A 20107-nucleotide genomic window follows, 5' to 3' on the forward strand; every position below is an offset into this window, starting at 1 on the left:
CTCCGCGGGCGCGTCTTCCGTCCTCCGGGCCGCGGTGGATTTCCGGCGCGGCCGGGTGTCCCGTCCGGCCGGGCGGGGAACTTCCTTGCGTACCGGAGGACTTCGCCGGACCCGCAGGGGACCCGGGGAACGCGTGCGAACGTCCTCGACGGGCGTCGGGGGACGAGGGGGAGCGCATGAGACCGGGCATGCGCTGGATGCTGGTGGTGGCTCTGAACGTGATCGCGTTCACGGCCGTCTTCCTGTTGTTCTACGCGGCGGACGTGCCGCTGCTGCCGCGGTCCGACGACGGCCGGGTCGCCGTGGGGGTGGCCGCGGCGACCGTCGCCGCGACGGTCGGCGGCACCTGGGGCGCGTGGTGGGCCCCGCGTGCCGCCCGGCCCGGGGCGGGCCCGCCGCCGGACGCCGTACGCCTGGAACTGCCGCATGCCACCGTCACCGTGTCCGGCTCCGCACCGCCGCCCGAACCGGCTCCCCTCCTCATCCGGATGGGGGACCTGCCCCGGGAACCGGTCGGCTTCCAGCCGCGCCGCGATCTGCTCGCCGAACTCGCCGGTGCCGCCGAACGGCACGAACTCGCCGTGGTCCACGCGGTGACCGGTGCCCGGGGCGTCGGCAAGACCCAGCTCGCGGCGGCCTACGCCCGGCGTCGTATCGAGGACGGGTGGCCCGTGGTCGCCTGGATCACCGCGGAGAACAGCGGGCAGCTGGCCTCGGGCCTCGCCGACCTCGCCGACCAGCTCGGGGTGCGGGAGGCGGGGGACGACGCGGTGCCCGCGGCCCGGGCGGCCCTCGACTGGATCGGCCGCCATCCCGGCCACCGGTGCCTGCTGGTGCTGGACAACGCCACCGACCCCGACGAGGTGCTGCGCTGGCTGCCCACCTCCGGGCACGCCCAGGTGGTGGTCACGGCCACCTCCCGGGCCTTCGAGTACCTGGCCGCCGCCCGGGTCGACGTCACCGTCTTCAGCGAGGAGGAAGCGCTGGCCTTCCTGCGGGAACGGGTCGGCGTGGACGAGGACGGGGCGGCCGAACTCGCCGCGGAGCTGGGCCGGCTGCCGCTGGCGCTCGCCCAGGCCGCGCACGTCATCCGGTCCCGGGACACGGGCTACCGGCCCTACCTGGACCGGCTGCGCGCCTATCCGCTGGACTCGGCGCTGGAGAAGGTGCCGGGGGAGCGCTACGCGCACCGGCTGGCCGAGGCGGTGCTGATCTCGCTCGAACAGGCCGAGCAGGCGGGCCCGGCCGGCGTCGTACGGACGGTGCTGGAGATCCTCTCGGTGCTGTCCCCGGCCGGCGTGCCCCGGGAACTGCTGCACGGGGCGGCCCGCGAGGCGGGCGTCGACGACCCCACCGCCGTCACGGACGCCCTCGGCGCCCTCTTCCAGGCCTCGCTCGCCACGAACACCGGCACGGACGCCCCGAGCGTGCACCGGCTGGTCCAGCGGGTGGTGCGCGAACGCGCGGGCGCGGCCCTCGGGTCCGTCGTGGCCGATGTCGCCCGGTACCTGGGCGAGGTCCGGGTGCCCGTCCACGAGGCCTGGGAGCGGAGGGAGTTCGCCGGCCAGCTCGTCGACCAGATCGACGCGCTCTGGTCGGTCGCGAGCCATGCCCCCGTCGAACCGGGCCCGGACCTGTGGACCGATCTGGTACTGCTGCGGCGCTGGGCGGCCTACGGTCATCTGCGGCACGTCGGCGCGACCACGAGGGCGCTGGCCCTGGCCGTGCGGACCCGGGCCGACTGCGAGGCGGCCCTGGACGAGGACGCCCCCGCGCTGCGGCTCGCCCTGGAGCTGGAGGGCGACCTGTACAGCACCGCCCGGCGCAGCGAGCAGGCGGTCACGGCCTACGTCCGGCGGCTGGAACTCGCCGGGCGCGCCCTCGCCCCCGACGACCCCGAACTCGAACAGGCCCGCCGGGACCTCGCCGGTGCCTACCTGGACGGCGGACGGTTCGAGCTCGCCGTCCCCATGTTCGAGGAACTGGAGCGTGCCGCGCGGCGCACGCACGGATCCGATCACCGCGAGGCGCGCGAGGCGCTGGACGAACTCGCGAACGCCTACGCGACGGCGGGGCGGCGCCAGGAGGCGGTGAGCGCCGTGGCACGGCTGCGCTCGGACGTGCTCGGCGCGGCCGGGCCGACGGCGGCGGGCCCGGACTCGCTCGTCGGCCTCGCCGACGCCTACCAGGCGGTCGACGAGGCGGAGGAGGGCGTCCTCCTGCTGCGCCGGTACGTGGAGGAGTGCCGGCTCGCCCACGGCCCCGGCTCCTGGGAGACGTTGTTCGCCCGCAACCGCCTGGCCCGCTGCTGCGCGGACGCCCAGCTGTACGCCGAGGCCCTCGCCCTGGCCGAGGAGGCCGTCGCCGACGCCGAGGAGGCGTTCGGACCGTCGGCCGTCGAGACTCTCGTGGTCCGCGACACCCTCGCCTACTGCCTCCAGATGGCCGACCGGGACCAGGAGGCCACCGACCTGTTCCGGCGGCTGGTGGCCGAGGAGACCGCCTTGCTCGGCCCCGAGCACGGCAGCGTCCTGCGGGCCCGCCGCCAACTCGTCTGGTCCCTCGACCAGTCGGTCCGCCACCGGGAGGCCTACGAGGAGAGCCAGGCCCTGCTCGCGGACCACGAGCGGATCCTCGGCGCGGAGGACCCGGCCACCCTGGACGTGCGCAGCTACCACGTCTCCTTGTGCGTGCGGCACGGGCGCCGCGAGGAGGCGGTGGACGGCGCCCGCGCACTGCTCGCTGACCACGAGCGGCTGTGCGGACCGCGCGATCCGCAGACCGTCCAGGTCCGGCTGGCCCTCGGTGACGCCCTCACCGCGGCCGCACGGCACGCGGAGGCGGAGGAACTGCTGCGCGACACGTTGCGGGACGCCGAGAGCACGCTGCCCCCGGGTCACCCGAAGGTGTTCTCGGCCCGGAGCCGGCTGGCCGGCCTGCTGCTCACCACGGGCCGGTACCAGGAGGCGCGGGAGCTTCGGGAGCGGGCCGTCGCCGAGAACGCCCGGCTGTACGGGGAGGACCACATCAACGTGGTGTGGGCCCGCGCCGACCTGGTCGGCACGCTCCAGCACGGCCAGCAGTACGAGGCGGCCCTGGCCGTCCAGCGCCGGGTCGCCGAGGACATCGCCCGGCGCTGGGGCGAGGACCATCCGGCCACCCTGCTGGCCCGCCGCCGGACGGCCTCGGCCTGTGACTGGGCCGGCCGGTACCGGGAACAGCTCACGCTGGCCGAACGGAGCGTCGCCGACCACGAGCGGTACTACGGGGCCGACAGTCTGCTCACCGTGTTCACCCGTCAGGACCTGGTCCAGGCTCTGCGGCGCAACCGGAGGCGCGGCGCGGCCCGCAGACTCAACCGGGAGCTGCACACGTGGCTGCGCGGTGCGCTGGGCGACGAGCACCCCCTCACCATCGGCGCGCTCGACGACATCGCCGACGACCTGCGTACCGCGCAGCGGCGGCTGAAGGCCCTGCGGCTGCGCGGGCGGGTGCTGCGGGCCTGGCAGGCCCGGTCCGGCCCCTGGAATCCGAGCACGGTCGTCGCCTGCCGCAGGCTGGGCTCCGGCTACAGCTCGGTCGGCCTGGTGCACCGCAACGCCGTCCTGCAGAAACGGCTTCTCGACGACCTGACGGCCCACTTCGGTCCGCACCACACGATGACCCTGGCGCAGCAGGACTGGTGGAGCCACGCGCTGCGGGTCTCGGGCCGCTGGCGCCGGGCCCGGGAGGCCGCGCGGACCCGGCTCGCCTCCTACGAACAGCTGTACGGTCCCGAGCATCCCTGGACGCTGGAGGCCCGCCGGCTCGTCGCCTTCGTCGACCGCCGCACGCTGCGGGTGCGCGCCTCGCTGGCCGGGTACACCGCGCTCGCCGCCGACCGCGCCCGGATCCAGGGCCCCGACCATCCGATGACCGCCCGGGCCCGCGGCAACGCGGCCCGCGCCACAGTGTGGGCCCTGCACCCGCGCCGCGCGGCGTTCCTCTTCGACGCCGTGCGGGACGACACCGTCCGCCGTTACGGTGCCGACAGCGTCCAGGTCCGCGTGTTCCTGCGCTACTACCGCCCGCTCTGCCTGGTGACCGGTCACTGGCGCGGTCTGCGCGCCGCGTTCCGCCTCCGGTCCTGACACTCCGTCGGGTTTTGCAACCGCCGTGACCCGTTTGGCCGTTGTGAGGATGCGATACGGGTGAACCGGAGCACCATGGAAGAGTGAGCCATGTGTCTCCTGTGACCCGCGTGAGCCGGATCTCCGTCGCCGCCGCCCTGCTGCTGGGGGCGTTCACGGTCGAGCCCAGGGCCTGGGCGGCGACCTGTGAGTCCTCCGTGCCGTACGTCTCCGGTGAGGGCGGCTACGCCCAGTACCGCATCCCGGCCGTGGTCCGCACCTGGCGCGGCACCCTGCTGGCCTTCGCGGAGGGCCGGCACACCACCGCCGGGGACAGCGGTGACATCGACGTCGTGCTGAGACGTTCCTCCGACGGCGGCTGCACCTGGAGTCCGCTCCAGGTGGTGGCCGACGGGAAGGGCGACACCCGCGGCAACCCGGCTCCGGTCGTCGACCCGCGCACCGGCGACATCGTCCTGGTGACCTCGTACAACGACGGCTCGGTGAGCGAGGCGCAGATCATGCGCGGCCAGGTCACCAAGGCGCAGAGCCGCCGGGTGTTCGTGCAGCGCAGCCACACCGACGGGCGGTCCTTCACCGCCCCGCGGGAGATCACGGCCCAGGTGAAACCTTCCGGCTGGCGCTGGTACGCCACCGGACCCGGCCATGCCGTCGCCCTCACCGAGGGCCCGCACCGCGGCCGCCTGGTCGTCGCCGCCGACCACTCCGCCGCCCCGCGCGCCGGCTCCGCCGACACCGGCAGCGAGGCCAAGTACTACGGCGGGCACGCCCTCTACAGCGACGACCACGGCCGCACCTGGCATCTCGGCTTCGTCGACGACTCCTACACCGGCCACGACAACGCCAACGAGACGACCGCCGCCCAACTCCCCGGCGGACGCCTCTACTTCAACGCCCGCGACCAGAACGGCTCCAGCCCCGGCAACCGGCTGGACGCCTGGTCGAGCGACGGCGGCGAGACCCTGGACGCCGTCTACACCGTCCAGCCGACCCTCGACGAGGTGCCGGTGGTCGAGGGCTCGGTCCTCCAACTCCGGGGCACGGACGCCCCGCTGCTCTTCTCGGCGCCCTCGGTCCCGACCGCCCGCAGGTCCATGGCCCTGTGGAGCAGCACGGACCAGGGCGTCACCTTCGACCGGCTCCGCACCCTGTCCGACCGGAAGGCGGCCTACTCGGACCTGGTCCAGGTGGACAAGCGCACGGTGGGGGTGCTGTACGAGACGGGGACGCGCACGGCGTACGAGACGATCGAGTTCCGGCGCCTCCCGGCCCCCTGAGGAAACCTTTCGCACCACCGGGCAACCGAATCCGGGCGCCCGGTGGTCTGGAGGGCGAGGGGGTGGCTGATGCAGGCCGAACTCGAGGCCCAGTTCCAGGAATTCGTCAGAGCGCGGTGGTCCCATCTCGTACGGACCGCCGTTCTGCTCACCGGCGACCCGCACCACGCGGAGGACCTCACCCAGACCGCGCTCGCCAAGGCGTACCGGTCCTGGCGCCGGGTCTCCCGCGCCGACCATCCGGAGGCGTACGTCCGCCGCATGCTGGTCAGCTGCAACAGCGACCGCTTCCGCAAGCGGCGGGTCGCGGAGTCGCTGACCGCCGCGCCGCCGGAGCACCCGGGGTACGACGACGCCGTGACCCGGGCCGACGAGCGCGGCACGCTGCTCGCGGCCCTGGCCCAGCTGCCGCCCAGGCAGCGCGCGGTGGTGGTGCTGCGGTACTGGGAGGACCTGTCCGAGGGGGAGGTGGCCGAGGTGCTCGGCTGCTCCACGGGCACGGTCAAGAGCCAGGCGTCCAAGGGCCTGGCGAAGTTGCGTACGTTCCCGGGGCTCGCGCAGACCATGAGCCACGCGGGGTCCGGGCAGGGAGGCGGCAGGTGAGCGCGGAACAGCGGGACGGCGGAGTCGGGCCGGACTTCGAGGCACAGGTCCGGGCACTGCTGGCGGGGGAGGCATCGGCGGTCCGGCCGTCACCGGTGCCGTATCCGGAGATCCGCCGCCGGGGCGTGCTGGAGCGGCGCCGGCGACTCGCCGTGGGCGGGGCCGCGCTGGCGGCGCTGGCGGCGGTGCCGGTCGGCGCGTACGCGCTGGGCGGCGGCAGCACGGTGACGAGCCCGGCCGGGCCCGGCCCCACCGCGCACAGCAGCGCGCGTCCGACCCCCTCCGCCACCCCGAGCGGGTCCGCGTCGGCCGAGCCCGCGCCGCCCGCGTCCGCGGGCCAGCTCCTCGACGGGATCACCTTCGGGCTGGCCAAGCAGGGGCTCGGCCAGTGTCTCGACACCAACAAGGCGAACCACTCGACCAAGGACCCCACCTACATCGACCTGGGCCGCCCCGCCGACTACCGGATCATCCTCGCGATGCGGAGCACCGGCGACTCGAACGCCCCCGGCGACGGCTACTTCGTGGTCGCGGTGCGCGAGAAGCCGACGGCGACCCGGATCATCTGCAACATCAGCGACGGCCAGGCCGGGCTGAACATCAGCTCCGGGGACCCCTTCGGCGACGGGAAGCTGCCCGTGGTCCCGGACATCAACAGCGGCAAGCTGTACCAGCAGTCGGTCATCGACAAGGGCAACTGGAAACTGCCGTTCCGCTGGGGGATCATCGGCAACTACCGTGGCGCGGTGGCCAGGATGACCTTCTCCTACGGCGGCAGCACGGGCCAGGCGCTCCTCGACCACGGCTGGTTCGTCGCCACCGGCACCCTGCACCGGCAGGTCACCGAGGCCCCGCACCTCAAGGGGTACGACAAGACGGGCAAGCTCGTCTACGACTCCGACCAGGACGCCTCCTACGAGAAGACGCTGCCCTAGGGCCCGCTCCGGCCGGTCCGGGTCAGCCGGTCCCGACGCCGTGCAGCAGGTTGGCGACCAGCCGGCTCGCGAACGCGTCGGTGAGGGGCTGGTCGGGGAGGAGCAGGCGGTGGTAGCAGGCGCCCCAGAGCTGGTCGACCAGGATCTCGGGGTCGGCGTCGGCGCGCAGCTGGCCGCGGTCCTGGGCGCGCCGCATCGCCGTGACCGCGAGCTCGCGCCGGGGCCCGGAGTAGCGCTCCAGCAGGGCCGCCAGGAGGTCGGGGTCGGTCTGGGCCCGGCCGATGAGCCCGCCGATGACCGGGCCGGCCGGCGTTCCGGTGAGCAGCCGCACGAAGGCGCGGACCTGGGTCGTCAGGTCGGCCGCGATGTCGCCGGTGTCGGGGAAGGCGAGGGTGGACTCGACGGCGTGGAAGTAGCCGTCGAGCGCGAGCGTGCCGCGTGAGGGCCACCACTTGTGGATCGTCGTCTTGCTGACCCCGGCCTCCTGGGCGACCCGCTCGATGGTGAAGGCCGCCATCCCCTCCCGCAGGAGCAGGGCCCCGGCGGCGGTGAGGATGTCGGCCCGCACCTCGTCCGCGGGCCGCCGTCCCCGCCCGCGCCGCACCGGCGTACCGGGAGTCCCTTCGACCTGCTGCACCTGATGCCTCCTGCCCGTGTCCGTCGACCGTCTGCCGTCGACCACTCACTGTGACATATGGACGGGGCGTCCACCATCTGCTTATATGGACTCAGCGTTCATTAGTAGTCCTCCCCGGAGAGGTGGAATCACGATGTCTGAGGTCACACGTGTCGCACTGGTCACCGGAGCGTCCGGTGGCATCGGCCGCGCCGTCGCCGAGCGGCTGGCCGCGGAAGGCGTGGCGATCGGCGTCCACTACGCGGGCAACGCCGAGGCCGCGCAGGAGGTCGTCGCCGCGGTCGAGCGGGCCGGCGGGCGCGCGGTCGCCGTCCGGGGCGACGTCGCCGACGAGACCGCCATGGCCGAGGCGTTCGACGTGGTGGAGAAGGAGTTCGGCGGGATCGACGTGGTCGTCCACACCGCCGGGGTGATGACCCTCGGGCCGGTCGCGGAGTTCGGCCTGGACGACCTCGACCGTATGCACCGCACCAACATCCGCGGCACCTTCGTCGTCGCCCAGCAGGCCGCGCGCCGGGTCCGGGCCGGCGGTGCGGTCATCACCTTCTCGACCTCCGTCACCCGGCTCGCCGCCCCCGGCTACGCCGCCTACGCGGCCAGCAAGGGCGCCGTCGAGGCGATGACCCTCGTCCTCGCCCGCGAGCTGCGCGGCCGCGACATCACGGTCAACGCGGTCGCCCCCGGCCCCACGGCCACCCCGCTCTTCCTCGACGGCAAGGACGAGGAGACGGTACGACGGCTCGCGGCACAGGCCCCGCTGGAGCGGCTCGGCACCCCCGCCGACATCGCCGAGACCGTCGCCTTCCTGGCCGGCCCGGGCCGCTGGGTCAACGGCCAGGTGCTGTACGCGAACGGCGGGATCGCCTGACGGTGTGCCGCGAGGCGCTGGCGTGCCGCGAGGTGCCCGCGGGCGACTGCGGGCGCCGTCGCGGCTGGTCGTGGCCGGTCGCGCGCCCGCGCGGCGGAGCCGCCCGTGGATGCGGTCCCGCGCCGCTGCGGGCCGCCCCTAGTCCTCGGTCTCCTCGCGGAGCGCCGAGTCGAGCAGGGAGCGGGCCGCCCAGCGCATGACCTCCTTCGCCTCCGTGGCCTCCAGTTCGCAGACGTCGCGGGTCGAGACCAGGGACTCCACGCCGTAGACCAGGGTGAGCGCCATGGTCAGCCGGCGGAGTGCGGCGGGCGGGAGGGTGTCGGTGAGGGGGGCCAGGGCGGTGCGGGTCAGGTCGAGGCGGTTGCGGCTGCGGACGGGGAACTCGTCCTCCGGGCCGTCGTCGCCCTGCTTGAGGGACCGCTCCAGGCTCGCGTTCAGCATCGCCCGCCAGGCCGGCTCGTTCGCCAGCTGCATGTCGGCGACCCGGGCGACGATCGCGTCCACCCGCCCGGCCGGGTCGGCGGGCAGGTCCGCGGTGAGGTCCGGGGCGCGCATCAGCGTGCGGGTCTCCCGGAGCAGCTCCTGGGGGCTGGAGAAGTACCGGTAGGCGGTGGCCGTCGAGACCCGGGCCGTCTCGGCCGCGTCCGCGATGGTGACCGGGTGCCCCTCGCGCAGCAGCTCGGCGGCCGCGTCGAGGAGAGCCCGGCGGGTGCGCAGCTTCTGGTTGCGCCGGCCGTCCCGCACGCCCTCCGCGCTTCTTTCGCTCCCCTCCATGACGAGAACCCCTCTTGTCGTGAGAATCGTTTCTCATTATGGTAGCAGTGTCTCACTACGGGGGCCGCGGCTCCGTGCGAGAGCACGCGGCGCGACGAGAGAGGGGGCTCCTGACCATGGGCTCCATGACACCCGCCGAAATGGAAGAGCTGATCGAGGCGCACATGAGCGCCGAGGAACGCGGTGATCCGGAGGGGTCGGTCGCCGTCTACACCGACGACATCGAGCACGACGTCGTCGGCGACCCGAACGGCCCGAAGCACGGCATCCCGGCGGCGCTCGACTTCTACCGCCAGCTGTGCAAGGACTTCCGCGCCGAGAGCGAGGAGCGCACCCGCACCTACTACTCCGACTCCGCCGTGACCATGGAGAACGTGATGACGGGCACGGTCCCGGGCGCCATGCTCGGCATCCCGGGCGGCGGCCGCCGGATCACCTTCCGGATCCTGCACGTCTTCGAGTTCCGCGACGGCCGCATCTCCCGGGAGAACGTCTGGCTGGACGGCGCCGCGGTGGCGGCCCAGCTGACCGCTCCCGCGTAGCACCCCGGCGCCGGCCGCCCACCCGGCGGCCGGTGCCGACTCCCGCCGTTCCGGGGTGCCATCAGGGTGCCGTCGGAGCGCCATTGGTCCCACCTCTGACGGTTTACGCCATTCGCGCGCCTTGCCTTGACCGCCCCCTAAGCCCCTCTTATGGTCGCGCTTACACAGGACGTCCGACGTCTCCGTTCCCCCACACTGGAGGCTCCGTGCGCGACGAGGCGACCCACGGCCGCAGGACGTTCCTGAAACACGCCGGGGCCCTGGGCGCGGCCGCCTCGCTGACCACCCTGCCGACGCTGACGGCCTGCGGCCCCAAGTCGACCATCGACCTCGGCGGCGGCTCCGACCGCACCCTCACCGCCGTGATCGGCTACGGCAACGACGGCAGCTGGGACCCGACCCAGACCGCGTCCGCGTTCGCGATGGCCGCCAACAACCACCTCTACGAGGGCCTGGCCGACACCGACCCGATCACCCGCGCCCCCTACCCGGCGCTGGCCACCCGGCTGCCCTCCGACGCGAACGCCACGACCTGGCGGTTCACCCTGCGCCCCGGCGCCACCTTCCACGACGGGAAACCGGTCACCGCCGACGACGTGGTCTTCGTCTTCGACCGGATCCTCGACCCGGGCACCCCCACCCTCGCCCACGGCTTCTTCGCGAGCTGGCTGAAGGAGGCCCGCAAGGTCGACAGCCGGACCGTCGACCTGGTGCTCCGCTTCCCCTTCCCGGACGGGATCGCCCGCCTCACCCTCGCCAAGATCATGCCGAAGCACGTGTTCTCCCGGCCCGGCGCCTGGGACGACGCGATCCGGGGACTGGCGGTCGGCTCGGGGCCGTACCGGCAGACCGGGCACCACCCGAAGTCGAACACCACCTTCGCCGCGTACGACCGCTACAACGGCCCCCGCGCCCCCGCCTTCCAGCGCATGAACTGGCTGACGATCGTCGACGCCGCCTCACGCGTGGCGCGGATCTCCGGGGCCGACGCGGGCGCGCAGATCTCCGACAACATCCCGTACGCCAACATCCCCCGCCTCGAACAGGGCGGACTCTCGGTCGGCGGCGGCGCCGGGATGAACAACGCGTTCCTGATGTTCAACACGCGGCACCAACCCTTCGACGACGTCCGGGTCCGCCAGGCCCTGCACTACGCCATCGACAAGGCGAAGATCGTCGAGGTCGCCCTCAAGGGCCACGGGAAACCCGCGAGTTCGTTCCTGAACGAGACCAACCCCGCCTACCGGCGGGCGAAGACGGTCTACGACTACGACCCGGACCGGGCACGGGCCCTGCTGAAGGCCGCCGGGGTCGGCGGACTCCGGGTGAACATCCTCGCCGTCAACGTGAGCTGGCTCGTCGACTGCCTGCCCACCATCAAGTCGTCCTGGGACGCGATCGGGGTCCGCACCACCCTGTCCCCGCAGGAGACCACGGCCGTCTTCACCAAGATGGACCAGAAGCAGGACTACCAGGTCGTCGCCGCCGTCTCGAACCCCAACCAGTTCGGCCTCGACGCCGACCTGATCATGCACTACAACTACGGCCCCGAGAACCTCTGGACGGGCTACGCCCGCTGGGCCGACAACGCTGTCGCCAGGCAGCTCTTCAAGGCCATGGACGCGGCCACCCGCGAACCGGACCCCGGGAAGAAGAGGACGATGATCCAGGACTACATCGACGTCGTCGCCGAACAGGCCGTCCTCTACCCGGTCGTCCACAACGAGCTGATCACCGCCTGGGACCCGCGCAGACTCACCGGCATAAGGGCCCAGCCCTACCCCGGCATCAACGTCCTCACCGCCAAGTGGGCCTGACGGCATGACCGCCGTCCTGCGCATCCTGCTGCGCCGCGTCGCCCTGCTGGTGCCCCTGCTCCTCGGCATCGCCCTGTTCGTGTTCCTGGTGATGGGCTTCTCCGACGTCGACCCGGCGTCCGCGTTCTTCCAGGGCGCCAACCCCACCCCGGCGCAGCTGCACGCCTTCCGCGCCCACAACGGCCTCCTCGACCCCCTGCCCGTTCGCTACTTCCACTTCGTCGGCGACCTGCTCCACGGCGACCTCGGCACCAGCGCCCTCACCCGCACCCCGGTCCTCGACCAGGTCGTCACCGCCCTGCCGCTCACCCTCCAGCTGACCTTCCTGGGCCTCGGTATCGCCGTCGTCCTGGCCCTCGCCGGCGGTGTCACCGCGGCCATCCACCGCGACCGCTGGCCGGACCAGGCCATCCGGGTGCTCTCCCTGATCGGCGTCGCCGCCCCCGCCTTCTGGCTCGCGCTGCTGATGATCCAGTACCTCGCGGTCGACCGCGGCTGGTTCCCGGCCGGCGGCTACATCAACCCCGAGGACTCCGTCACCGGCTGGCTGAAGACCATGGCCCTGCCCGCCCTCGCGCTCTCCCTGCCGGTCGCCGCCCAGCTCACCAGAATCGTCCGCACCTCGGTCGTCGAGGAACTGGACAAGGACTACGTCCGCACCGCGATCGGCAGCGGCCTGCCACCCCACGTCGTCGTAGGCCGCAACGTCCTGCGCAACGCCCTGGTCAACCCCCTGACCGTGCTCGGCCTGCGCGTCGGCTACCTGCTCGGCGGCGCCGTCGTCATCGAGACCGTCTTCGCCCTGCCCGGCATGGGCAAGCTGATGATCGACGCCGTCCAGAACGGCGACCCGGCCGTCGTCCAGGGCGTCGTCCTCACCACCGCCACCGGCTTCGTCGTCGTCAACCTCGTCATCGACATCCTCTACCTGCTGGTCAACCCGCGTCTGAGGGAGGCGACATGACGACCTTCACCCGCGCCGGCCTCACCGCCGCCCTCGCCCGTCCCGGCGTACGGCTGCGCAGGCTCACCCCGCTGTCCGGGACAGCCCTCGCCTTCCTGGCCGTCGTCGTCCTGGTGGCGCTCCTCGCACCCCTCCTCGCCCCCGACGACCCGCTCGCCCAGCAGGCCCCCGCCGACGGCACCGGGCACCCCTCCGCCGGCCACTGGATGGGCCAGGACAGCCTCGGCCGGGACATCCTCAGCCGGCTGATGTACGGCGCCCGCTGGTCCCTGGCCATCGGCCTCGGCGCCACCGCCCTGGCCCTCGTCGCCGGCGCGCTGCTCGGGGCCCTCGCGGCCACCTCCCGACGAGCCGTCGACGAGACCCTGATGCGCTGCCTGGACGTGGTGATGGCGTTCCCCGGCATCGCGCTGGCCGCCGTCCTCGTCTCCGTCTTCGGCGGCGGCCTCACCGTCCTGATCTGCGCGATCGCCTTCCTCTTCACCCCGCCGGTGGCCCGGGTGGTCCGCGCGAACGTCCTCGACCAGTACGGCGAGGACTACGTCACCGCGGAACGCGTGATCGGCGCCCGAACCCCGCACATCGTGCTCCGCCACGTGGCCGTCAACTGCGCCGCCCCCATCCTCGTCTTCTGCACCGTCCAGGTCGCCGAGGCCATCGTCTTCGAGGCCTCCCTCTCCTTCATCGGCGCGGGCGTCCGCCCCCCGGACCCCTCCTGGGGCAGCGTCATCGCCGACGGCAAGAACATGGTCCTCACCGGCGGCTGGTGGGCCACGGTCTTCCCCGGCCTCCTGATCCTCCTCACCGTCCTCTCCCTCAACATCCTCTCCGAGGGCGTCTCGGACGCGTGGGCGTCCCCGGCCCCGAGAGAGACGGAACCGACGGAGCCCGTGGAGGTACGCGAGCCGGGGGAGGTTCCGGAGCTGCTGGGCCTGACGGCGGCGGGGGAGCGGCTCCGCGCTCGGGCCCGTCCCCTTCCGCCCAGAGAGGACGGGCCCGTGCTGTCGGTGGAGAACCTCACCATCGGCTTCGCCGACCGCCACAAAGGCGTGAACATCGTCGACGGCATCGGCTTCGAGGTGTATCCCGGCGAAGTCCTCGGCCTGGTGGGCGAGTCGGGCTGCGGCAAATCCCTGACGGCTCTGACCATCATGGGCCTGCAACCGAAGACAGCACGGGTCAGCGGACAGATCTGGTTCGCCCCTTCAGGGGCGCGGGGCTGTATTGAATCTGCGGCTACCGCCGCGTGGGCGCGACCAGCCACAACGCACCCGCAGCCGCCGGTGGACCTCACCACCCCCCACCGCCGCCTCCTCGGCCACGAGATCGCGATGGTCTACCAGGACGCCCTGTCCTCCCTGAACCCCTCCATGACCATCAACGCCCAACTCAAGCAACTCACACGACGAGGCGGCCACCACACCCCCGCCGAACTCCTCGCCCTCGTCGGCCTCGACCCCACCCGCACCCTCCACAGCTACCCGCACGAACTCTCCGGCGGCCAGCGCCAACGCGTCCTCATCGCGATGGCCCTCTCCCGCGACCCCCGCCTGATCATCGCCGACGAACCGACCACCGCCCTGGACGTCACCGTCCAGGCCCAGGTGATGGACCTCCTCCTCCGCCTCCGCGAGGAACTCGGCTTCGCACTGATCCTGGTCTCCCACGACCTCGCCCTGGTCGCCGACGTCACCGACCGGGTGGTGGTGATGTACGGCGGCCAGATCGTCGAGACCGGCGTCACCGCCGAACTGGTCGGCGCCCCGACCCACCACTACACCCGCGGCCTCCTCGGCAGCGTCCTGTCACTGGAGTCCGGGGCCGAGCGCCTGACCCAGATCAGGGGCGTCGTCCCGTCCCCCGCCGACTTCCCGGCGGGCTGCCGGTTCAGCGACCGCTGCCCCGCGGCGACCGACGTCTGCCGGACGACCCCGCCGGCCCTGCTCGGCACCCCCACCCACACCGCGGCCTGCCACCACCCGGCCGCCGACCTGGCGAGCACCGAGGCGGTGACATGAGCGCGGTGGAGTTGACCGGCGTCCACGTGGTCCACAAGGCCCGCGGCGGAGGCCTGCTCGGCCGCGACCGGGTGTACGCGCTGACCGGCGCCGACCTCACCGTGGCGCCCGGCGAGACGGTCGGCGTGGTCGGCGAGTCGGGGTGCGGGAAGTCCACGCTGGCCAAGGTGCTGGTGGGCATCCAGCGGCCGACCGCCGGCACGGTCACCTTCCACGGCCGCGACCTGTGGTCGATGCCGGCGGCCGACCGCAGGGCGACCGTCGGCGCGAGCACCGGCATGGTCTTCCAGGACCCGTCGACGGCCCTGAACCGCCGGCTGCCCGTCCGCCGTATCCTGCGCGACCCGCTGGACGTCCACGAACGCGGCACCCGGCCCGAACGGGAGGAGAGGGTACGGGAGTTGATGGCCCTGGTCGGGCTGCCCGGGGCGCTCGCCGAGGCCCTCCCCGGGCAGCTCTCCGGCGGCCAGCGCCAGCGCGTCGCGATCGCCCGCGCGCTCGCCCTGGACCCCGGCCTGGTGGTGGCGGACGAACCGACCAGCGCCCTGGACGTCTCGGTCCGCGCCCAGATCCTGAACCTCCTGCTCGACCTGCGCGAACGCCTCGGTCTCGCGATGGTCTTCGTCTCCCACGACATCCAGACGGTCCGGCGGATGAGCGACCGGGTGATCACCATGTACCTGGGCCGGATCGTCGAGGAGACCCCGGCCGCCGAGGTCACGGCCGCCGCCCGGCACCCGTACACCCGCGCCCTGTTCTCGGCCACCCCCGGCCTGCTGAATCCCGTCGACCCCATCCCGCTGACCGGCCCGGTGCCCTCGGCCACCCGCCCCCCGTCCGGGTGCCCGTTCCGTACCCGCTGCTGGCGGGCGGACGACGCCTGTGCCGTCCGCATGCCTGACTTCACGGCCGCGTCACGCCAGGGTCACCGCTACCGCTGTCACCATCCGTTGGAGGAGGACCAGCCGAGCCACAGCCTGCCCCAGGAGCCCTGATGACGCTGCCCACCCCGCTGACCGGTGTCGTACCGCCCGTCTGCACCCCCCTGACACCGGACCGCGAGGTGGACGTCCCCTCCCTGAAGAGGCTCGTCGACCATCTGACGGAGGCCGGGGTGGACGGCCTGTTCGTGCTCGGCTCGACGTCGGAGGTGGCGTATCTGACGGACCGGCAGCGCCGGCTGGTCACGGAGACGGTGGTGGCGCACACCGCCGGCCGGCTCCCGGTCCTCGCGGGGGTGATCGACATGACGACGCCCCGGGTCCTGGACCACGTCGCGTCCGTCACGGCCGCCGGCGCGGACGGGATCGTCGTCACCGCCCCCTACTACACCCGCACCCACCCCGCCGAGATCGCCCGCCACTTCCGCCTGGTCGCCGACCGGTCGCCGGTCCCGGTGATCGCCTACGACATCCCGGTCGCCGTCCACACCAAGCTCCCCGCCGACCTGGTCCTGGAGCTGGCCGCCGACGGGGTGCTGGCCGGGCTGAAGGACTCCAGCGGTGACCTGGCGGGCTTCCGCGAGGTCGTCATGGGCAGCCGTCGGCTCACCGGCTTCAGCGTGCTGACCGGCTCCGAGCTGACCGTCGACTCGGCCCTCGCGCTGGGCGCCGACGGGGTCGTCCCGGGTCTCGCCAACGTCGACCCGGACGGCTACGTCCGCCTGTACCGCCTCTGCCGGGCCGGCGACTGGGACCGGGCCCGGGCCGAACAGGAGCGGCTGTGCTCCCTCTTCCGCATGGTCGGCATCGGTGACCCGGCCCGGATGGGCGGCAGTTCGGCGGCGCTCGGAGCGTTCAAGGCGGCGCTGCACCTGCGCGGGATCATCGCCTGCCCGGCGACCGCCGAGCCCCAGGTCGCCCTGTCGGAGGCGGAGACCGAGTGCGTGGGCAAGTACCTCGCGGGGGCGGGCCTGATGCAGGGGCCGCCGGAGCGGTGGTGACCGGGACAGACTCCGGCCGAGTCTAGGCACGCAGCGCCACCCCGGTGATGCGAAGCGTGAAATTCCCAGGGGCGGGGGAGCCAGGTGAGGTGAACGCGAAGAACCTCCCCATCGGCTCGTGTGCCGTCGACACCGGCAATGGGCGGCTGGGCATCGTCATGGGGCACGAAGGCCCCTACGTGCAGCTGCGGCCGTACGGGGGAGGACGGGAGTGGGACGCCCACCCGGACGCCGTCCGCGTCGCGACCCAGGCCGAACGGCTCAGCGCGGCCACCGCCCACGCCAACGCCCGCAGTCGCGGCGAGGTCCCTTGAAGGTTCCGTTCCGGAACGGCCCCCCGCCGCGGCAGGGCAGAATGGGCCCATGAGCCTGTTCCGCGACGACGGCATCGTGCTGCGCACCCAGAAGCCGGGTGAGGCGGACCGGATCATGCCGCGGCCATGCGGGGGTCGGCCCCCGCGCCCTCAGCCAAGGGTCGGTGCGCCATGAGTCTCTTCCGGGACGACGGCATTGTCCTCCGTACCCAGAAGCTCGGCGAGGCGGACCGGATCATCACCCTGCTCACGCGGGGACACGGGCGGGTGCGGGCCGTCGCGCGGGGGGTGCGGCGGACCAAGTCGAAGTTCGGGGCGCGGCTGGAACCGTTCTCCCATGTCGACGTGCAGTTCTTCGCGCGGGGCAGTGAGCTGATCGGGCGCGGGCTGCCGCTGTGCACGCAGAGCGAGACCATCGCGCCGTACGGCGGCGGGATCGTCGCCGACTACGCCCGGTACACCGCCGGGACGGCCATGCTGGAGACCGCCGAGCGGTTCACCGACCACGAGGGCGAGCCGGCCGTGCAGCAGTACCTGCTGCTGGTGGGCGCGCTCAGGACGCTCGCCCGGGGCGAGCACGCCCCGCACCTCGTCCTCGACGCCTTCCTCCTGCGCTCCCTCGCCGTCAACGGCTACGCGCCCAGCTTCGACGCCTGCGCCAAGTGCGGCATGCCCGGCCCGAACCGCTTCTTCTCCGTCGGCTCCGGGGGCACGGTCTGCGTCGACTGCCGGGTGCCCGGCAGCGTCGTACCCTCGCCGCAGACCCTGGTCCTCCTCGGCGCGCTGCTTACGGGAGACTGGGAGACGGCGGACACGGCCGAGGCGCGGTACGTGCGGGAGGGCAGCGGGCTGGTGTCCGCCTATCTGCACTGGCATCTGGAGCGCGGGCTGCGCTCGCTCAGGTATGTAGAGAAGAGCTAGAGGGAGACGAGAAGCACATGGTCGTACGCGGGATCCTGGGGCGTCAGCGCCGCGAGTACCAGGCGCCGGAGCCGCACCCGTCCGGCGCCCGCCCGCCGAAGCTCCCGGGCGAGCTGGTACCGGGCCATGTGGCCATCGTCATGGACGGCAACGGCCGCTGGGCGAAGGAGCGCGGGCTGCCCCGCACCGAGGGCCACAAGGTCGGCGCCGAGCAGGTGCTGGACGTGCTGCAGGGCGCGATCGAGATCGGCGTCCGCAACATCTCGCTGTACGCCTTCTCCACCGAGAACTGGAAGCGCTCGCCCGAAGAGGTCCGCTTCCTGATGAACTTCAACCGCGACTTCATCCGCAAGTCCCGCGACCAGCTCGACGGACTCGGTGTCCGGGTGCGCTGGGCGGGCCGGATGCCCCGGCTGTGGAAGTCGGTCGCCAAGGAGTTGCAGGTCGCCCAGGAGCAGACCAAGGACAACGACCGGCTCACCCTGTACTTCTGCATGAACTACGGCGGCCGGGCCGAGATCACCGACGCGGTGCAGGCGATCGCCGAGGAGGTGAAGGCGGGCCGCCTCGACCCGTCGAAGATCAGCGAGAAGACCCTGCAGAAGCACATGTACTACGGCGACATGCCGGACGTGGACATGTTCCTGCGGCCCAGCGGCGAGCAGCGCACCTCCAACTACCTGATCTGGCAGAGCGCCTACGCCGAGATGGTCTTCCAGGACGTGCTCTGGCCCGACTTCGACCGCCGTGACCTGTGGCGGGCGTGCCTCGAATTCGCCTCCCGGGACCGGCGGTTCGGCGGTGCCATCCCCAACGAGGAGCTACTTGCCATGGAGGGCAACCAGGAGGGCAACTGACCGCCATCCGCCGTTCATGAGGGCCGTCGAGGATGCGGAAGATCCACGGCCACCCCCCGGTCCCCCGCCTCTGGAACGGTCCTCATGAAGCGCGTCATCCCTGTTCTCTCCCTCGGCGCCCTGCTCCTGACCGCGCTGCCCGCGCACGCCACGGACACCGGGCTCACCCACCGCGACAGCTACGGCACCAAGGCCGTCTACTCCCCCGGACAGAACCCGCGGACCTACCAGCAGCCGCCCGCCGGCTACACCGCCGTCTTCACCGAGAACGTCTCCCGGCACGGCTCCCGCTCCGCCACCGACGGCGAGGACGGCGACACGATCCTCGCCCTGTGGAACCAGGCGAAGACCGACGGCCAGCTCACCCGGCTCGGCGAGAAGTTCGGCCCGGACGTGCAGGCCCTCGAAGCGGCCATGAGCGCCGTCGGCTACGGCAACCTCAGCGGGCGCGGCAAGGACGAGCTCCGCGCCACCGCCGTCCGCCTGGAGAAGCGCCTGCCGTCCCTCTTCTCCTCGATCGCCGCGAACGGCGAGAAGATCGACGTCGTCAGCTCCGGCCAGGGCCGCGCGGTCGACAGCGGTACGGTCTTCTCCACCGCCCTCACCGACGCCGACCCCGCGCTGAAGGCCTCCCTCGGCACCGCGCGCGTCGACAAGAACCTGCTCTACTTCCACAAGTCGTCCGGCGGCGCCGACTACCAGAAGTGGCTGGCGAGCGACGAGCGTCTCGCCGCCACCCTCAAGTCGGTCACCGACCAGCCGGCCTCGCACCGGGCGGCCGCCCGGGTCCTGGGCAAGATCTTCAAGCCGGCGTTCGTGCAGCGCGTCGTGAACGGCGAGTTCGCCGCCACCGCCGACGACATCACCGCCGCCACCGCCGTCTACAACCTCTACGCCATCGCGCCCGCCATGAGCGAGGAGAGCCCGGACGGAAAGGGCTGGGACTTCGACCGCTACCTCGCCCCGCGCGACGCGGCCTGGTTCGGCTACCTCGGCGACGCCGAGGACTTCTACGAGAAGGGCCCGAGCTTCTCGGACAGCGACATCACCTACAAGATGGCCCAGCCCCTCCTCGACGACCTCTTCAAGCAGGTCGAGGCCAAGCGCGACGGCACCAGCACCCTCGGCGCCGAACTCCGCTTCACCCACGCCGAGGAGATCATCCCGCTGGCCGCCCTCATGCGGCTCCCCGGCAGCGAGCAGCCCGCCACCCCGGGCACCGACTACACCTACGCCAACAACCCCTGGCGCGGCGCCGACGTCGCCTCCCTCGCCTCCAACATCCAGTGGGACGTCTTCAAGAAGGGCGACGACTACCTGGTGCGCATGCTCTACAACGAGAAGGAGATCGCCTTCAAGGCAGGCTGCAAGCCCATCGCGAAGAACAGCAAGTTCTACAACCTGAACGAACTGGAGCGCTGCTTCGGCCGGGACTGAAGCGCCCCTTCAGGGGCGCGGGGCTGTGTCCGATATGCGGCTACCGCCGCGTGGGCGCGCTCAGCCCCCAC

The 20107-nt window shown here is 72.7% G+C and carries 17 protein-coding genes; 15 read left to right on the plus strand and 2 right to left on the minus strand.

The window, feature by feature from the left end; all coding sequences use genetic code 11:
• Positions 1-176: 176 nt before the first annotated feature.
• From ACIPSJ_RS03495 to ACIPSJ_RS03510, 4 genes are all read left to right on the plus strand, one after another.
• Positions 177-4130: a tetratricopeptide repeat protein gene (locus ACIPSJ_RS03495; RefSeq protein WP_401343066.1), complete on the plus strand. Its 3954-nt coding sequence runs from the start codon at positions 177-179 to the stop codon at positions 4128-4130.
• A 101-nt stretch (positions 4131-4231) separates the two neighbouring features.
• The gene (locus ACIPSJ_RS03500; RefSeq protein WP_359218398.1) at positions 4232-5407 is read left to right on the plus strand and encodes a sialidase family protein; all 1176 of its coding nucleotides are present in this window, start codon (positions 4232-4234) and stop codon (positions 5405-5407) included.
• Positions 5408-5476: 69 nt separating this feature from the next.
• Complete coding sequence (locus tag ACIPSJ_RS03505; RefSeq protein WP_359218210.1) at positions 5477-6010, plus strand: SigE family RNA polymerase sigma factor; 534 nt, start codon at positions 5477-5479, stop codon at positions 6008-6010.
• A complete protein-coding gene (locus ACIPSJ_RS03510) occupies positions 6007-6945 on the plus strand; it encodes a hypothetical protein (RefSeq protein WP_359218211.1) in 939 nt (312 codons plus the stop codon). The genes ACIPSJ_RS03505 and ACIPSJ_RS03510 overlap by 4 nt, the downstream gene beginning before the upstream one ends.
• Positions 6946-6967: 22 nt before the next feature.
• Here the strand turns inward: ACIPSJ_RS03510 and ACIPSJ_RS03515 are convergent, their stop codons facing one another.
• Entirely contained in the window at positions 6968-7582 is a 615-nt protein-coding gene (locus tag ACIPSJ_RS03515; RefSeq protein WP_359218213.1) for a TetR/AcrR family transcriptional regulator C-terminal ligand-binding domain-containing protein, read from the minus strand.
• A gap of 133 nt (positions 7583-7715) precedes the next feature.
• Between ACIPSJ_RS03515 and ACIPSJ_RS03520 the strand changes: the two genes are divergently transcribed.
• Positions 7716-8450, plus strand: a complete 735-nt coding sequence (locus ACIPSJ_RS03520) for an SDR family oxidoreductase (RefSeq protein ID WP_401343067.1) — start codon at positions 7716-7718, stop codon at positions 8448-8450.
• Positions 8451-8588: 138 nt separating this feature from the next.
• Here ACIPSJ_RS03520 and ACIPSJ_RS03525 read toward each other — a convergent pair whose 3' ends face one another.
• Entirely contained in the window at positions 8589-9224 is a 636-nt protein-coding gene (locus ACIPSJ_RS03525; RefSeq protein ID WP_401343069.1) for a TetR family transcriptional regulator, read from the minus strand.
• A 125-nt stretch (positions 9225-9349) separates the two neighbouring features.
• Between ACIPSJ_RS03525 and ACIPSJ_RS03530 the strand changes: the two genes are divergently transcribed.
• The 10 genes from ACIPSJ_RS03530 to ACIPSJ_RS03575 all read left to right on the plus strand — a co-directional run bounded on the left by ACIPSJ_RS03530 (position 9350) and on the right by ACIPSJ_RS03575 (position 20036).
• Complete coding sequence (locus ACIPSJ_RS03530; protein WP_355710741.1) at positions 9350-9766, plus strand: ester cyclase; 417 nt, start codon at positions 9350-9352, stop codon at positions 9764-9766.
• A gap of 206 nt (positions 9767-9972) precedes the next feature.
• Positions 9973-11583, plus strand: coding sequence for an ABC transporter substrate-binding protein (locus ACIPSJ_RS03535; RefSeq protein ID WP_401343071.1), 1611 nt, complete (start codon positions 9973-9975; stop codon positions 11581-11583).
• Between the two features lie 4 nt (positions 11584-11587).
• Positions 11588-12547 carry an ABC transporter permease gene (locus ACIPSJ_RS03540; protein ID WP_401343072.1) on the plus strand — a complete coding sequence of 320 codons (960 nt, stop codon included), beginning with the start codon at positions 11588-11590 and terminating at the stop codon, positions 12545-12547.
• On the plus strand, positions 12544-14565 hold the full coding sequence (locus ACIPSJ_RS03545; RefSeq protein ID WP_401343074.1) for a dipeptide/oligopeptide/nickel ABC transporter permease/ATP-binding protein: 2022 nt from the start codon (positions 12544-12546) through the stop codon (positions 14563-14565). Before ACIPSJ_RS03540 ends, ACIPSJ_RS03545 begins: the two co-directional genes overlap by 4 nt.
• Entirely contained in the window at positions 14562-15560 is a 999-nt protein-coding gene (locus ACIPSJ_RS03550; RefSeq protein ID WP_401343076.1) for an oligopeptide/dipeptide ABC transporter ATP-binding protein, read from the plus strand. Before ACIPSJ_RS03545 ends, ACIPSJ_RS03550 begins: the two co-directional genes overlap by 4 nt.
• Positions 15560-16507, plus strand: coding sequence for a dihydrodipicolinate synthase family protein (locus ACIPSJ_RS03555; RefSeq protein ID WP_401343077.1), 948 nt, complete (start codon positions 15560-15562; stop codon positions 16505-16507). The genes ACIPSJ_RS03550 and ACIPSJ_RS03555 overlap by 1 nt, the downstream gene beginning before the upstream one ends.
• An 89-nt stretch (positions 16508-16596) precedes the next feature.
• Positions 16597-16821 (plus strand): hypothetical protein, encoded by a 225-nt coding sequence (locus ACIPSJ_RS03560; protein ID WP_365683024.1) that lies wholly within the window; start codon positions 16597-16599, stop codon positions 16819-16821.
• Positions 16822-16992: 171 nt separating this feature from the next.
• Positions 16993-17742: a DNA repair protein RecO gene (gene recO, locus ACIPSJ_RS03565; RefSeq protein WP_359218229.1), complete on the plus strand. Its 750-nt coding sequence runs from the start codon at positions 16993-16995 to the stop codon at positions 17740-17742.
• A gap of 17 nt (positions 17743-17759) precedes the next feature.
• A complete protein-coding gene (locus ACIPSJ_RS03570) occupies positions 17760-18599 on the plus strand; it encodes an isoprenyl transferase (protein WP_359218231.1) in 840 nt (279 codons plus the stop codon).
• 84 nt (positions 18600-18683) lie between these two features.
• Complete coding sequence (locus ACIPSJ_RS03575; protein WP_401343080.1) at positions 18684-20036, plus strand: histidine-type phosphatase; 1353 nt, start codon at positions 18684-18686, stop codon at positions 20034-20036.
• Positions 20037-20107 lie beyond the last annotated feature (71 nt).

The sequence above is a fragment of the Streptomyces sp. NPDC090088 genome, from assembly GCF_044747345.1.
GTDB lineage: Bacteria > Actinomycetota > Actinomycetes > Streptomycetales > Streptomycetaceae > Streptomyces.

Excerpts from the sequence above, each read along its gene's own strand:
- ACIPSJ_RS03530 (WP_355710741.1), top strand. The coding sequence starts at position 9,350 with ATGACACCCGCCGAAATGGAAGAGCTGATCGAGGCGCACATGAGCGCC.
- ACIPSJ_RS03545 (WP_401343074.1), top strand. The coding sequence starts at position 12,544 with ATGACGACCTTCACCCGCGCCGGCCTCACCGCCGCCCTCGCCCGTCCC.
- ACIPSJ_RS03495 (WP_401343066.1), top strand. The coding sequence starts at position 177 with ATGAGACCGGGCATGCGCTGGATGCTGGTGGTGGCTCTGAACGTGATC.
- ACIPSJ_RS03525 (WP_401343069.1), bottom strand. The coding sequence starts at position 9,224 with ATGGAGGGGAGCGAAAGAAGCGCGGAGGGCGTGCGGGACGGCCGGCGC.
- ACIPSJ_RS03555 (WP_401343077.1), top strand. The coding sequence starts at position 15,560 with ATGACGCTGCCCACCCCGCTGACCGGTGTCGTACCGCCCGTCTGCACC.
- recO (WP_359218229.1), top strand. The coding sequence starts at position 16,993 with ATGAGTCTCTTCCGGGACGACGGCATTGTCCTCCGTACCCAGAAGCTC.
- ACIPSJ_RS03575 (WP_401343080.1), top strand. The coding sequence starts at position 18,684 with ATGAAGCGCGTCATCCCTGTTCTCTCCCTCGGCGCCCTGCTCCTGACC.
- ACIPSJ_RS03505 (WP_359218210.1), top strand. The coding sequence starts at position 5,477 with ATGCAGGCCGAACTCGAGGCCCAGTTCCAGGAATTCGTCAGAGCGCGG.
- ACIPSJ_RS03540 (WP_401343072.1), top strand. The coding sequence starts at position 11,588 with ATGACCGCCGTCCTGCGCATCCTGCTGCGCCGCGTCGCCCTGCTGGTG.
- ACIPSJ_RS03520 (WP_401343067.1), top strand. The coding sequence starts at position 7,716 with ATGTCTGAGGTCACACGTGTCGCACTGGTCACCGGAGCGTCCGGTGGC.
- ACIPSJ_RS03550 (WP_401343076.1), top strand. The coding sequence starts at position 14,562 with ATGAGCGCGGTGGAGTTGACCGGCGTCCACGTGGTCCACAAGGCCCGC.
- ACIPSJ_RS03570 (WP_359218231.1), top strand. The coding sequence starts at position 17,760 with ATGGTCGTACGCGGGATCCTGGGGCGTCAGCGCCGCGAGTACCAGGCG.